This window comes from Chitinophaga oryzae (genome assembly GCF_012516375.2).
Taxonomy (GTDB): domain Bacteria; phylum Bacteroidota; class Bacteroidia; order Chitinophagales; family Chitinophagaceae; genus Chitinophaga; species Chitinophaga oryzae.
In genome coordinates this window covers 7711813-7726265 of the sequence record NZ_CP051204.2, presented here as the reverse complement: position 1 = coordinate 7726265, position 14453 = coordinate 7711813, and the positions used below count along the sequence as shown (strand labels likewise).

Annotated in this window: 14 protein-coding genes; 8 read left to right on the top strand and 6 right to left on the bottom strand. The window is 51.1% G+C overall.

Annotated elements, in window-relative coordinates:
* Positions 1–17 precede the first annotated feature (17 nt).
* From HF324_RS30630 to HF324_RS30620, 3 genes are all read left to right on the top strand, one after another.
* Positions 18–599: a Crp/Fnr family transcriptional regulator gene (locus tag HF324_RS30630; RefSeq protein ID WP_168807354.1), complete on the top strand. Its 582-nt coding sequence runs from the start codon at positions 18–20 to the stop codon at positions 597–599.
* A gap of 63 nt (positions 600–662) precedes the next feature.
* The gene (locus HF324_RS30625; protein WP_168807352.1) at positions 663–1118 is read left to right on the top strand and encodes a DoxX family protein; all 456 of its coding nucleotides are present in this window, start codon (positions 663–665) and stop codon (positions 1116–1118) included.
* Positions 1119–1128: 10 nt separating this feature from the next.
* On the top strand, positions 1129–1503 hold the full coding sequence (locus tag HF324_RS30620) for a hypothetical protein (RefSeq protein ID WP_168807350.1): 375 nt from the start codon (positions 1129–1131) through the stop codon (positions 1501–1503).
* Between the two features lie 2 nt (positions 1504–1505).
* Here the strand turns inward: HF324_RS30620 and HF324_RS30615 are convergent, their stop codons facing one another.
* Together HF324_RS30615 and HF324_RS30610 are read right to left on the bottom strand one after the other, a co-directional pair.
* The gene (locus tag HF324_RS30615) at positions 1506–2234 is read right to left on the bottom strand and encodes a DUF4262 domain-containing protein (RefSeq protein ID WP_168861559.1); all 729 of its coding nucleotides are present in this window, start codon (positions 2232–2234) and stop codon (positions 1506–1508) included.
* A 20-nt stretch (positions 2235–2254) separates the two neighbouring features.
* On the bottom strand, positions 2255–2497 hold the full coding sequence (locus HF324_RS30610; RefSeq protein ID WP_168861558.1) for a hypothetical protein: 243 nt from the start codon (positions 2495–2497) through the stop codon (positions 2255–2257).
* A 139-nt stretch (positions 2498–2636) separates the two neighbouring features.
* Here HF324_RS30610 and HF324_RS30605 point away from each other — a divergent pair, with 139 nt between their 5' ends.
* Both HF324_RS30605 and HF324_RS30600 read left to right on the top strand, forming a co-directional pair.
* Positions 2637–2816 (top strand): helix-turn-helix domain-containing protein, encoded by a 180-nt coding sequence (locus HF324_RS30605; protein WP_220101253.1) that lies wholly within the window; start codon positions 2637–2639, stop codon positions 2814–2816.
* Positions 2817–2917: 101 nt separating this feature from the next.
* On the top strand, positions 2918–3940 hold the full coding sequence (locus HF324_RS30600) for an endonuclease/exonuclease/phosphatase family protein (RefSeq protein WP_168807348.1): 1023 nt from the start codon (positions 2918–2920) through the stop codon (positions 3938–3940).
* Here HF324_RS30600 and HF324_RS30595 read toward each other — a convergent pair.
* Complete coding sequence (locus HF324_RS30595; protein WP_168861556.1) at positions 3921–4544, bottom strand: Pr6Pr family membrane protein; 624 nt, start codon at positions 4542–4544, stop codon at positions 3921–3923. The genes HF324_RS30600 and HF324_RS30595 overlap by 20 nt on opposite strands.
* Before the next feature lie 110 nt (positions 4545–4654).
* Between HF324_RS30595 and HF324_RS30590 the strand changes: the two genes are divergently transcribed.
* From HF324_RS30590 to HF324_RS30580, 3 genes are all read left to right on the top strand, one after another.
* Positions 4655–7624 carry a leucine-rich repeat domain-containing protein gene (locus HF324_RS30590; RefSeq protein ID WP_168861555.1) on the top strand — a complete coding sequence of 990 codons (2970 nt, stop codon included), beginning with the start codon at positions 4655–4657 and terminating at the stop codon, positions 7622–7624.
* Positions 7625–7645: 21 nt separating this feature from the next.
* Positions 7646–10753, top strand: a complete 3108-nt coding sequence (locus HF324_RS30585) for a leucine-rich repeat domain-containing protein (protein ID WP_168861554.1) — start codon at positions 7646–7648, stop codon at positions 10751–10753.
* Positions 10754–10911: 158 nt separating this feature from the next.
* Positions 10912–11709, top strand: coding sequence for a M48 family metallopeptidase (locus tag HF324_RS30580; RefSeq protein ID WP_168807340.1), 798 nt, complete (start codon positions 10912–10914; stop codon positions 11707–11709).
* Between the two features lie 92 nt (positions 11710–11801).
* Here the strand turns inward: HF324_RS30580 and HF324_RS30575 are convergent, their stop codons facing one another.
* The 3 genes from HF324_RS30575 to HF324_RS30565 all read right to left on the bottom strand — a co-directional run bounded on the left by HF324_RS30575 (position 11802) and on the right by HF324_RS30565 (position 14221).
* Positions 11802–12431: a DUF5710 domain-containing protein gene (locus HF324_RS30575; RefSeq protein WP_168807338.1), complete on the bottom strand. Its 630-nt coding sequence runs from the start codon at positions 12429–12431 to the stop codon at positions 11802–11804.
* 101 nt (positions 12432–12532) lie between these two features.
* Complete coding sequence (locus tag HF324_RS30570) at positions 12533–12988, bottom strand: VOC family protein (RefSeq protein ID WP_168807336.1); 456 nt, start codon at positions 12986–12988, stop codon at positions 12533–12535.
* A gap of 138 nt (positions 12989–13126) precedes the next feature.
* On the bottom strand, positions 13127–14221 hold the full coding sequence (locus HF324_RS30565; protein WP_168807335.1) for a hypothetical protein: 1095 nt from the start codon (positions 14219–14221) through the stop codon (positions 13127–13129).
* Positions 14222–14453 lie beyond the last annotated feature (232 nt).

Here is a 14453-nt window from a genome sequence, read left to right as displayed (position 1 = left end):
GACATATATTTGTAGGGATGACCGAACTCCAATCCTTCCGGCAAGCCATCTACAAGTTCTATCCGCTTACAACAGCGGAGTGGGAGGATTTTTCTTCCAAGCTCATCACCAAAAAATATCAGAAAGGGGACTTCCTTACCCGGGAAGGGCAGGTAGAGAATTTTATCTATTTCCTGCATACAGGCGCCACGCGTAATTATTTCATCAGGGATGGCAAAGAGTTTACGGTGGATTTTCAATTTGAAGGGGAAATGGTGACAGCCTACTATTCGCTGATTACGCGGGAGCCGAGCGCCATTTTTATAGAGCTCCTGGCTGATGCCAGTATTGTGGCTATCCCTTTCCGCTTTTTGCAGGAGTTTTACAACAAACATCATCACGGGGAACGGATAGGCCGCCTGATAGCGGAGTACCAGTACGCCAAACGGCTGAAAAAAGAGATGGAACTGCTGTCGCTGACAGCAGAAGAGCGCTATGTGCAGCTGTTAGAGCGTAATCCCGCGCTGGTGCAGCAGATATCCGTGAAACACCTGTCTTCTTTTCTGGGCATCCAGCCGGAGAGCCTGAGCCGTATCAGAAAGCAGCACGCCAGAAACTAACATACATCATTTTCCGGGGCGAGGGGAAGGTGGACATTTGTACCGGACAAAACACACCTTTACATGAAACCTATTATTATTCTGATAACGGTATTTACACTGGCTTTATTGGTCTCCAGACCGGTTACGGGCGACTGGCAGTTGATCTTCGCCGGTAATCTGTCAATGTGCTGCATGTTATGTTTCACCGCGCTGGGACACTTTCTCTTCCCCAAAGGCATGGTCATGATGATACCGCCGTTCGTGCCTTTCAAAAAGGCCCTGGTGTATGTTACCGGTGTGGCGGAGATCGTCATGGGTATTTTGTTGTTAGTGCCCTCCCTTCGGGAGATGACCGGTTGGGTGATTATCATCTTCTTTTTACTCATTCTCCCGGCGAATATCTATGCCGCCATTAAGCATGTGGACCTGGAAAAGGCGACCTATAACGGGCCGGGGCCGGGCTATCTCTGGTTCAGGGTACCGGAGCAATTGCTGTTCATAGCCTGGATATATTTTTTCTCCATAGCGGGCTTTTAAACGGATAAGTATGTACGAAGTGGAAATCACCAACGGAGAAAACATTGTGTTTGTTAACAGTATCCGGGCGCGCAGTTTTAAAGGCTTTTGCTGGCTATGGTTGCACGTGCCGGCCATCATCCGGTCGGTAAAGCAGCATTATGGCGCCTATGAATGCATCCCCGCGCTGGTAAGCCCGCTACAGATTGTAATGGTAAGCTACTGGCTCAGTTACCGTGAACTGGGAGAATATCATCAGAGCCTTTCTCACCGGCGTCTGATGGATTTTGTAAAAAGAAACCCTCACGCATTGGGGATGTATTTTGAAAGCTATGCGCCTGGAAAGTCCGGGAAATATATCAATGGAGCATTCGGGCTGGCAAAGAATTTCAGACGGAAATTATAGCGTTATTCCCATTTCCATTGGTCTGTTGCGGATGCCCGCCAGGCCCGCTGTCCATAGGACAATTGGTGAATAGCCACAATCCCGGGGTCCATCCCGACAATAGACGAAAGCGCTACCAGCCGCACATCAGCCTCTGAAGGCTCGTCTTCACTGTGAAACTGCCAGTCGCCTTCCTCATCGTGATAAACATATAAGATTGGTTTGCCTTCCAGTACCTGCTTTGTGGTGAATACCCCCAGGTTTTTTTCTTCCGGAAACATAAAATCGGCGTTCCGGTCCAGCAGTGGCTGTTTACGCTGCCAATCGGGATTGAAGTCCGGCTCCCACGGAAAGCGGGATTGTTTATCCGGCCATACCAGTTGTAGAACGGCGAAGGAGGCATGCTCATAAAAATAACAACCGGCTGCCGGATAGTAAGGGTAATAGGCTGCGTCTACGGAGAGAAATTGTACCGGATAATCTTCCAGAAAGTCGTCGTACAACTTATTCGTAGCGAAAGCTGCCCCTGTTTTTATCTGGCTGCAGGCATCATTCAGCAGGCTTGCCATTACTTCCAGAGACAACCCGAAACAGATAATTTCAGGATGTTGAAAACGCTGGTATAATCCAATCGTGTAAGCGAATGCCGGCAGGTAGTCGTCTGCGGGTACCTGTACAATGAAGCAGCCGTGCCGGTCAATGTTTTCCTGTATGTTTTCCCGCGTCAGGGGAGGGCAATGGTCATCTGACATAGAGTAAATATATTGATATCCTACGACAACAGATACCACGATTCATCCTTATGATCGCCAAAACACGCCCGGTAGGCTTCATTCTCCTGTAATATACATTCCAGCAGGGCGCTCCCTGTCTTCGACCGGATGCCTACTACAGGGATGCCCGCTGCGTGGCAGCGGCCAATAAATTGGGTAAGATATTCCGGCGATATCTGAAACCCGCCATGGGCGATACCTCTGAATCCTTTTTGCCAGAAAATGAGATCATGTTTTTTCATAATGGAAAATTTAAATACTTACCTATAGGTGATTGTTTGTTGCTCAAAGCTTTCCGACCTTCATGCTTTCCTATAGGTGATTATGAAGAGCAAAGTTGATTTATATGTTATTCAGAAAGTCAAAGAGAGAAGACTTGAGATGAACTTATCTCAAGCAGATCTCGCGCATTTACTGGGAATGTCTGTAGGGTTCATCGGAAAAGTAGAAAGCGCTCAATATCCTTCTCATTATAATATCAAACACCTCAATCAACTGGCCGGCATCCTGGAATGCAGCCCACAGGATTTCCTGCCTAAAAAACCGTTGCCGGACAAATAATCCATACTAAGGTAGGAAAAAAACAATCACTTGCCTATAGGTAAGTGTCTTTTTTATTTTTTTTCTCTCAAAACACTATTTTTATCCCAAACAGTGAACATATGATAAAATGGACCTTACCATTGCTGCTCCTGCTATGCTTGCAGGGACAGGCGGCCACCACGCTAAAAGTATTGCAGTTCAACATCTGGCAGGAAGGTACCGTCGTACCGGGCGGATTTGAGGCTATCGCCGACGAAATCATCCACACGGGCGCAGATATCATCACTTTCAGCGAAGTCCGCAACTATAAACAGACCCGCTTCTGCGACCGCATCCGGGAAGCGCTGGCCAAAAGAGGCCGCACCTTCTATAGCGAATACAGCTACGACTCGGGCATCCTTTCAGCCTACCCGATAACACAATTTGAAACTATCAGCCCGGAAAAAGATGATCACGGCTCCGTTTATAAAGCCGTTGTACGCGTGGATGGCACTAACGTGGCCGTTTACACGGCACACCTGGACTATCTGCATGCCGCCAACTACCTGCCCCGCGGGTATCATAGCAGCAGCTGGAAGAAACTGCCGGCGCCGGTCACCAATGCAGACAGTATACTGGCAGATAACCGCGCTTCCCAACGGGATGAGGAAATAGCACTGTTTATGGCTGACGCCCGCCGCGAAACGGCCAAAGGCAGCATCGTAATACTGGGCGGCGATTTTAACGAACCTTCCCACCGGGACTGGACCGCAGCCACCAAAGACCTGTTTGATCACCACGGCGCCATCGTCTCCTGGAACGTGACCATGGCATTGGAGAAAGAAGGCTTTACGGACGCCTACCGCCGGTTATACCCCAACCCGGTCACTCATCCCGGCTTTACCTTCCCGGCAGGCAATACGGCCGTTCCCGTTAGTAAGCTGGCATGGTCGCCCGATGCGGACGACAGGGACCGTATCGATTTTGTTTTCTTCCGTCCGGATAAAAGATTGCGCCTGAAAGGCGCCACTATTGTAGGACCCCGTGCTTCCGTGGTATACGGCGCTATCCGCGATGAGCACACGAAAGACAAGTTTATGGCCCCCAAAGGCGTATGGCCCACCGACCATAAAGCCCTGCTGGTTACCTTCGATCTGAAGTAAGATACCTGCTGATACCGATGAACAGCAGCGACAGTAAAAGAAAGATGCCGGCAATACCCACGGCATTGATCAGCGCCTGCGTTATCCCTATCCGGTTCACCTCAATGAACGGGTAGGGATAAAAGCCGGTAGCAGCGCCTCTGGCAAGGGTATACACAAAATAAACCAACGGATACGCCAGCCACGGCCAGCACTGTTTCCACTCCAGCCGCCGCCTGGCGGTAAATAACATCCAGTACAGCAACCACATCACCGGGATCACACTGTGCAACAGTTCATCCACCGCCTGTTGCAACCCCTGCGGTTGCCACAACCACCGTAACACCGCATTATAGATGATCCCCACAATCAGAATATACACCGTCAGCGCCGTTTGTGTACCTGCCCGCGAAAAGAAGCGGGACGCAGGATACAGCCACAATACTGTATTAGTTACGGCTACCAGCAGATTGGTCAGAATAGTGAAATAACTGAAGAACCGTATCGTCAGCTCCCCGGGCGGCAATTTCCCGCTCACGATCATCAGGTAATACTGCGCTATCAGCGCAAACCATCCCAGAAGAGAAAGGATAGCAGGATATATGCGGGCCCGTTTTATTTCCATGGTATAAGTATACGGATTTTTGCTCACAGGAGAAGAGCGCCGGCGGGAGCATTTCTTTTTGAGGACAGGGGAAAGTTTTCTTTCTTTATAGCGCGATAACCCGCACGCCTATGGATTACTTTGAGACCCATGTCATGAAAAACGCGCAGGCAACAGGATACGTGGACCTGCAACGGAAAAGACTGAGTACCCTGCCCCGCGGCTATGAAGCCGCCGCGAAACTGCCTTATGTGCATGTTGACCTAAGCGGCAACCGGGAACTGCAACATGACACCGTCATCAACCAGTTGGCGGCTGTGCCCCATATGCAGGCCCTGAGCATGGCATTCACCGGCATGGAAGAACTGCCCGCCGGCATCATCCGGTTGTCCGGCCTGCAATGCCTCGATCTTTCCCATAATAAACTGAAGACGCTACCGTCGTTTATCGCCGGTCTACAGCAGCTGAAGGTTTTAAAACTGAATAATAACAAGTTGTCCGGTCTGCCACATTTACCACAGCCATTGCCGTTACTGGAAGAGTTGCATCTTGGCGGAAATACACTGGCAGCGCTGGCGGACAGCGACCTGTCGATGTTCCCGGCGCTGAAGAAACTGTATCTCGACGGAGGGCAGTTCACCCGGCTGCCGGCATCCGTCACCCGCCTTTCTCAACTGGAAATACTGGTACTCGACAACAACGGCTTTCTGAAAATAACGGACGCCTGCCGCCTGCTGGCCGGCTGTGGCGCGTTGAGACGCTTGTCGATGCAAAACTGCGACGTTTCCGTTTCGCCGGACGGCCTCACCGCCCTACAGCAAATCACCGCCCTGGACCTGAGAAAAAATATGCTCCGGTCTATCCCCCATATGCCCCGTCTCACCTCCATTGAGTGCGACTGGCCACTGCCGGCACCCTTCTATTTCAACATGATAAAAGACCGGCCCGATATCTCATCGCTCCAGCTCTTTAAAATACTACCTTACGAAGAAGACGGTGTCCGTACCTTGCCGGCTAATACAGGAGAACTTCAGTACCTGGACAGCATCACATTCACCGACCTGCAACGTATACCCGCGACGGTGAACAAGCTCGCGCAACTGACTTCGCTGTCTTTTATCAACGGTGAATATGCGGCACTGCCCGACCTCTCCGGATTACAGGCCATAGCGCATGTCCTGGTATCCGGTACGCGCTTTGCCGCCTTCCCGGAATTTATTTACCAGCTGCCAGCCCTTAAAACGCTGACGATAGAACGTTGTACCGTGCGCCCGGATTATGCCCGCATCGCCCGCCTGCCGGCCCTGGAAAAAATTACGACGGATGATGTCACCGACACGGACCTGCAACATTTTCTGCAGCCTGTACACGGACGGTCCATCGATGTGGTCATCACCGCAGCTCAGCTGCCGGACGCTTATTATGATCTTCCTTGCGTACAGGTGTTTGATCTCAACCAGTATGAAGCCATCGATGTCCATCATGCCTTGTCCATGTTACATCGCCTGCCCAACCTGCATACGCTCATTTTTAATAAAGTGCGGCCATTGCCGGCAGCGGACTGTATCCGCTGGCTGCAGCAGCTGCCCCGGCTGAAGGAAGTCACCCTCTATCCCGATGAACAAACAGTGCCCGCATCACTGGCCGGCCTGCCGCATCTGGAACATATTCGCCTGTTTTGGAATGAACACTATTGGGGTATACCCCATCTGCCGCCTGCGGTGGCAAACACCCGCCCGGGGCAGCTGGTGCTGGAAAATAAACCATCCATGAAAGCCTATCGGCACGCTTTCGAAGTGCTGCAGAACCGGCAGATAACGGGAATGGCAACACGGGAACTGGCTTTCTGCCTGCTGGCCCGTCGGTATGACGAGCTGAAACAACGGGTGCCCTGGCCTTTTACGCCGGAAGGACAACTGCCGGGAGCGCAGGTGTACATCGCCGGGGAACCAACCCTTTGTACCCGAAAAGCGCTGAAAGCGGTTTTACAGCAGCGTGGCGCCGCGATAGTGGGCGAAATAGCCGCTGCCACCCATGTCTTTGTAGGGCAGCACATCAGTGCCACCGCTGTGGTACAGCTGTCCGGACACCCTGTTCAACTAGTGCTGGAAGATCACCTGAAAGCACAAACGTGGAAAGAGGAAGCGCCTTTCCTGATGGAAGAAGGAGGGCAGGAGCTCGTCAGCCAGGTGACACGGCTGCTGAAAACAGATGGTAAACTGCCGCTGGCGTTACAGGTCATCAGCGGCGGCGGCGCTAACCGGGTACTGATCAGTTACCTGGCGGCATTACACCTTTTTCACCGTAATGATACCATTGCATCGGAAGCTAAGGGCCTGTTGAGAAAATTCGCCTCCGCCGCTTTGCAACATCACATAGACGTTACCTGGAGTGATACCTTCCGTTACAAGCGGGAAGACGAGTTCTCCGCCCTGTACCTGCACCCGGAACTGGACATGTTCGCTTTCCTGCTGGCCTGTTTCCGGGCCAGGGGAGTGGACGGAAGGACCAACCTCTGGCTGAAACATATCCCCGATACCGCTGTTACAGACAGTATCCGGGACATGCTGCCGGTGAATATGTTGTCCATAGAAAGCCCCGGGAATGCGGCGATAACAAAGCTGCTGGAAAAACTGCCCCTGATGCAGCTGCAGAACCTGGTCATTGAAGCGCCGATCACCGCGCTGCCTTCGGAGGTATGGCAGATGCCCGCTTTGCAGAATATTACCCTGCGGCTGAAAGGAAGTCCCGGGTTTACAATTCCACCGCTGGGGCCAAACCAGGTAGCCTTCCCGCGGCTGTCGCTGGAAGGAGCGCCACTGCTGCATCCCGAAAGAGTGTCGGCCTGGGACAAGCTGACATCATGTATCCTCAGGGATTGTAGTCTGCAGCACGCAGATTTCCTCGCCGGCATGTGCCAACTGGAATTGCTGGATATTTCGAATAACAACCTTGCTGCCCTTCCTGCCGGTATGCGCGCATTTGACCGGTTGTCATCCCTTGCCATCGAGGGAAACAACATCAGCGAAAAAGATGTGGACGCCTTGCTGCTGCCACTACTGGATGTCCTGAATAATATGCGCTACAGCAAAAAATATTAAATCCCTTACCTGAAAAACGCCATGGAACACAGACACATGTACGCCGAACCCGGTATTGTAGTACTCAATGACATCAAAGAAGCCAAAAACTGCCCGCATCCTAAAGTGCGCTTCGTCCTGCATAACAAGCGCCTGAAAAAACTGCCTGACGTCCAGGATGCGGCGCATATCCCGCATGTACAGTTCGACCTCGGCTACAACGAGGCGCTGGACCATGCCGCCGCTATCTCCACCCTGGCGGCGTTGCCGCAGCTCAAAGGGCTCGGTATGACCAAAACCAAAATGAGCGAACTGCCGGACAGCATTGGTCTGTTAACGGGACTGGAAGCCCTTGAAATAACAGGCAACCAGCTGAAGGCGCTGCCTGACAGTCTGCCGTCGCTGAAAGAACTGCGTATCCTCAACCTGCGGACTAACCGGTTTACCACCTTTCCTAAAAATATTGCCGGGCTGCCGAAGCTGGAAGCGCTAAGCCTCCGGTTTAATGAAATCAAAACCCTGCCTAAGGAGATCGCCGCTTTCACTTCCCTGCGGGTACTGGATCTTTCTTCCAACAGCATCGCTGTGTTGCCGCCGGCGATCAAAGAACTGTCGCAGTTAAAAGAGCTGCATATGAAGTACAATAAGCTCACCCGGCTGCCGGAGGAGATGGGCGAACTGCAGGAACTGGAAGTGGTGGCGCTCAACGGGAATAAGGACCTGGACTTTGACCAGGCCTTCCGGGTACTGGCGAACTGTAAAAAGCTGAAACGCCTGCGGTTAAAAGGATGTGGGCTTCGCTCCCTGCCGGAATCCATTACGCTGCTGGAAAGCCTGGAATCCATTGATCTGTACGACAACTATTTTGAAGAGATACCGGAAGTACTGTTGCAGTTAAAGCAGCTGCAGGAAATCATTAGTTCCCGCCCGCTACCGATGCCGTTTTTTATCAATATGATAAAGGATAATCCTGCGCATACTTCTTTCAGCACCACTAGCCTGTTGCCCTATATAGTGAACGGCAAAAAGACCCTGCCGGACAGCATCACGGCGCTACAGCATGTACGTTCCCTGTCTCTTTATGGCCTCGAAACTTTACCGGCATCACTGGCACAAATGACCTGGGTACAGTCGCTGGACATACGCGATAGCACTTTCGACAGCTGGCCTGATCTTTCCGGCCTGACAGCGTTGGAGAAATTGTCGCTGTCGGGTGAAACCTTCCCTCCATTACCGGACGGGTTATACCGGTTGCCGAATCTCCGTAAACTTACATTGCCAGCGCACGCGGATGGCATGGATTATGCACGGCTGGCACAGCTTTCCCGGCTGGAGGAACTATCAGTATCGGCTATAACAGACAAGGATATACGTCAGCTGATACCCGCGCCCAGCCTTCGCTGGCTGCATCTGCCATACGATACTCCCGTGCTTCCGGATGCCTTTTTTGAGTTGCCCGGTGTGGATGTATTCGATTTTGATTGCTATAATGAGATAGATCCTGCTGCGGTAAGACCACAGCTGAAACGGATGCCCGGCCTGAAATCCGTTCGTTTCGGCAGCGCAAAAGAGCAGTCATTTGACTGGTACATTCAATACCTGAAAGAGTTGCCGGCAATAAAGGAGGCTACCTTTTATGCAGACTCCCTTCAGTTGCCGGAAGCATTGCTGGAGCTGTCCCATCTGGATACCCTGAATATCCGTTTCAGCAGCAAAGCGCTTTACAGCCTGGTGTGGCAGGAGAAAAAACCGGAGATACCACTGGCCCTTGGCCGCGCCAAAAGAGGACAGATTGTGCTGGAGGACCGCGGAGCGTTGAGGCCCTATCGTGCTGCTTTTACGCAGATGGCCACTATGGATATCCCTGATGGCCTCCGGCGCGAAGTGGCCTTCGGCCTGCTGGCACATCAGTACGACGCTTTACACGCGCTGCTGCCGTATCCATTCGATGCAGCCGGCAATATCACCGGTGCTAAAGTATATGTAGCGGGAACGCCTACACTGAGCGGTAAAAAATCGCTGGCGGAGCTGTTGCAGCACCGGGGCGCTACCATGACCAAAGAGCTGAAAGAGGCCACCCATTTGTTTCTCGGACAGAACATACCGGTAGAGGCGATTGGCCAGCTTTTTCAACAGGAATGCCAATACATTCTGGAAGACCATCTCAAGGCGCAGGAAATTAAAGATAACACCCCTTTCCTGATGACAGAGGAGAATGAGGCGCTAACGGAACAGATTACACGCTTACTGGCAGATCAGCATACCAATAACATAGCACTGATACTGGAAATGATGGAAGGTGGCGGCGCCGGCAAAGTGTTGCTGAGTTATCTCGCGGCTATTCACCTGTTCCACAAAGACACCGCCATCCGGAAAAAATCCAGGACGTTGTTTAAGAAATACGCGTCGGCTGCTTTGCAGCATCATATTAAAACAAACTGGAAAGACCGGTTTAAAGACCGGTCAGAAGACAATTTCCGGCCGCTGTACCTGCATCCGGAATTAGATATATGCGCTTTTGTGTTGGCTGCTCAAATAGCGAAAAGGGAACAAAATCGTGGCTCCTACAGGGGAGAAAGCCTGGTACTGAGAGACATGCCAGCCAGCGATATCTCCGATGTGCTGGTACATTTTCAGCATGTTAGCTGGTTGAATCTTGATCTTGGCGATACAACTGACTTGCCACGTCTGGTTGATTACCTGAGAGAACTCCCGCTGAAAGAATTGTATGTCCGCATTACCACCGATGAAATACCGGCATCCCTCTTCACGCTTCCGGTGGAATTGCATGTCGGCTGCAGGCGTGAGGGCGGACTGACCGTACCTGATCTCACCGGCAAAGAGGTGCGTCTTAAGAAATTCCGGATGGCATATGTGCCACTGAAACATGCAGAAAGGCTTGCAGCATGCAGCGAGTTGACAGGGTTGGTCCTGGAGTTTTGCGAGATTACCGACATGACTTTCATTACTGCGATGAAAAACCTGGTGACCGTAGTGCTGAAAGGCAACCGTATTACGGAGGTGCCTGCGGCTTTAAACCAGCTGCAGGAGCTGGAAACACTGCGGCTGGATTATAATCCGTTTGCCCCTGGCTCGTTCGATTTTACACAGTTGAAAAAACTAAAGGACCTTGTTTTGCCAGCCGCATAAACTAAAAAGCTGCCCCGGTAAGGGGCAGCTTTTTAGTTCGGATCACACATGGATACCGAAGTCCGTCTCCGGTTTGGCTCGAATTGGATATTTCCTTTATCTTCGCTGCGCAAATGTTTTTAACCTTAAACCATTTCCTAACTAAACAGTTGTTTTTTATGTTTGTTTTTACTCGCTGTAGCATTGTTTGTGCTATCTCCCTTGCATTGGCATCTACTGCCAGCGCCCAGTTCAAGCTCAATTCCAAAACTATCGGCGCAGGTGTGAAAGCCGCAAAAGCCGTAACGCTGAGCGATGATGAAGTCATCAAATATACCAAAGAGTATATCCAGTGGATGGACGAGCACAATCCTGTAGCCCCCGCGGATGACCCGCTGGCACAGCGGCTGGCTAAATTGACGGCCAATGCCGCCAATTATGAAGGGATGAACCTGAACTTCAAGGTGTACCTCGTGAGGGATATCAATGCCTTCGCCTGTGCGGATGGCAGCGTGCGCGTATGCGCCGGCCTGATGAAGGTAATGACGGACGATGAAGTAATGGGCGTTATCGGTCACGAGATCGGTCACGTAAAAAATAAAGATTCCAAAGACGCTTTTAAAACCGCGTTAATGACCTCCGCACTGAAAGACGGTGTGTCTTCCCAGGGCGGCGCTGCCGGCGCGCTGAGCGACTCTCAGCTGGGCGATCTGGGGGAAGCGGTGGCTAACTCTGCTTACTCCCGTGGCCAGGAAAGCCAGGCGGACAATTACGGTTACGAATTCCTGAAAGCAAATAAACTGAACCCCTGGGGAATGTCCACCGCTTTTGAAAAGCTGTGGAAAGCAGCTCAGGAAGCCAATAACGGTGAAAAAAAGAAGAAAGGCGCCCAGCTGTTCTCTTCTCACCCTGACACCGAAAAAAGAATGGTGACCATGGCGGAGAAAGCCACGAAAGACGGTTACAAAAAACCGTAATCATTTTGTTATTTTAAAATTTAAAGCGTTCACTTGTTGGTTTGCCCATAAGTGAACGCTTTAAATTTTAAAATAACCAAATAATCAAATGACTAAGTTCTGCCGGCAAATTCGTTGATCAGCCGCACATTATCATTTATATTATAATCTGCGTCTATGTGTGGGGCGTATTTAAACGGAAAAGTCCGCAGGGTGATGGAAGCGGCTGCGGCTGCGTTGTCCGGGTTAAACACGTCACCCGGGTCGGCAAAAAGAAGGGTATCGTCAATATCCTTTCCGCAATGTTCGCAGTGGTTGCACCAATAGTAGCCGTCTGCGCTCCTGGCGGGGCCCTGCTTGTAATGTGGGTAATTGTCCCGGAAAAAATTGAACAGGTGCGCGGAGATAACGGAGGTTTGCTGAAACAGGGTGAAAAAATCCAGTTCAAACCAGACCAGTTCATCCCGTTCGTTCATGTCTTTTTCGTAGAAGAAATCGCTGCCAATGGCGATCACCGGTGTGGACTGCTGACAATGCGGGCAGGTATGGCGCGCATGGGCGATAATCACTTCGTCCGACAGGATAATGGCGGTATCCCGGTCGGTGATCCATTTATCTACCTCCATGATATGATCATAATTGATATCCGGCAGGTACCAGGTTTGCAGGTTGGCGTCCCACAAAGCCCCTTTTGACTTGGCTTCGGTTTCTTCCGCAGCAGGAACATTCAGTAGTAATGACATAATCTTGGAATGTGGTTACTGAATTTAACAAAAAAAGACCACTCCCGCCTGTTATTTTTTAGGACGATGACCGGCCGCTTGTTGCCCGCTGTCCCGGACGCTTAGTATTTGTCGTCGTTGATTTCAATCCAATAGCCGTCCGGGTCCCGGAAATAGATCTGCTGTACGCCATCCACCCTTTTATTGATGGTATTGGGTTTCCCCGGCCAGTCTTCGTAGGTGACGTGATGTTGCTCCAGTACGGAGATAAATGCTTTCATGGAAGGAACGCTGAAGCAAAGATGGGCGTCTTTGGGATGTACTTCGGCTTTGGCGGCCCCGGAAATAATATGCAGCTGACTGTGGTCTCCTACTTTAAACCAGCTGTGGCGGCCGTCTTTAAACGGTTCGTCCATCACTTCAAGGCCAATAACATCCCGGTAGAAAGCGGTGGCGCGCTCCAGGCTGACTACATAAATCGCGATATGGTTCAGCGAAGGGTATTTTTTAGATTGTGCTTGCATGCTCGTGGAAAGTCCCATGATGGCAAAGAAAAGAATAACTATCGTCTGTTTCATACAAACAAGATAAAAAAGATTTAGAGATTTTTTGATTTACGATTTATGAATTTAAAATGCAGCGGAAACCTTAAAATAGCGTGGTTCCCGCTGCATTTTAAATTCATAAATCAAAAAATCTGTAAATCCGTAAATGGTTTAGTTGCTTTTAAAAGCGACAGACTGGATAATGATATCCAGTTTCTTCAGTACCGGGAGGTCTGAACGGATGGTTTTGTCTCCGGTCACCTGGTCGTATGTTTTAGGATCGCCGGTATTGTTTGCTTTCAGCTGGATGACCACATTTTTACCTTCGAGGGCGCCGCCCTGCCAGTCGCTCACCAGCCCGCCGTTGGTCCATTCGAAGCCATTGATGCGGAAAGGACGGCCGTTTACTTTGATCAGTTTGGCCAGCGGGTCGCCGGCTTTAATACCATAAGGGGATTTCCACCTGGAGGGGAAATGGGAGAAGGTGAGGATATTCCCGTTTTCGCCGTCAAACTGTACTTCCAGTTCGTCGTCGGTATCAGGGTAGATCACGTAGGCTTCGCCTTCTTTGGTGCCGGCCAGATCGATGGCGTCGCGTTGAGTAACGTTGTCTTTCCCGAACATGTCTACCAGTTGTTCAGGGGTGCGTACCTGGAACAGTGGTTTCACCTCCCAGTTGCGAGTATCGGCCACAGGCGGGGCGGAGATCGCAGCGCCTTCTGTGGTGGCAGTGGTGCCGGCTGCGGTTGTTTCGCCGGTGCCGGCCGTTGTGGTGGCGGTCGCGGTATTATCTGTTGTGCTGGTCGCCTGGGCCACGGCAGCCGGTGCCTGTTTGCCGGTCACCGGACCGGTATAGGTCTTCAGGAAGTCGCTTTTATCTTCCAGCAGGGCCTTGGTATCGTTCTTATATTTATTGGCGGTGTAGGTGGCCAACGGGAATACGCTGTTGGTCTGCAGGTTCATGCCCCGCAGGTTGGCAATGAACCGCTGCCGGTTACAATCGCTGTACTGGTACAGGTATTTCAGCGCCGCATCCAGGGCAGGAAGGTCGTTTTTCAGGTTGAACATGGTGGAGTCGATGTCCAGCCCGCCCGCGCCGCTGCGGGTCAGCTGCTCCGCGATATAGCCGGTAATGGAGTCGTTTTTTAACGTATAGTGATGGGCCACCCGGTTAGAGAAATCTGCTGCAACAGTTTCCGACAGCCTGGTCTGTGCGCTTAACGCCAGCGGAAAAATCAGGGCAACCAATACAAAAAGCCTTTTCATGTGCGCGGTATTGAATGATAGTAATAGTGATAAAGGTGACTGCTTGAGCATCACTAAATTATGTAATATTTGCCATTGCCGTTGAAAATACTACGGTGAGGGCCGGAATATCTTAAACGTACAGATACTAAAATATAGTATTTTTAAATCCTGCAAAATCACCATCATCCGGAGTCAGACAAAACCCACGAAATTTTTCCGCAGAACTATCTGCCAATTGCGTATTTTAGTC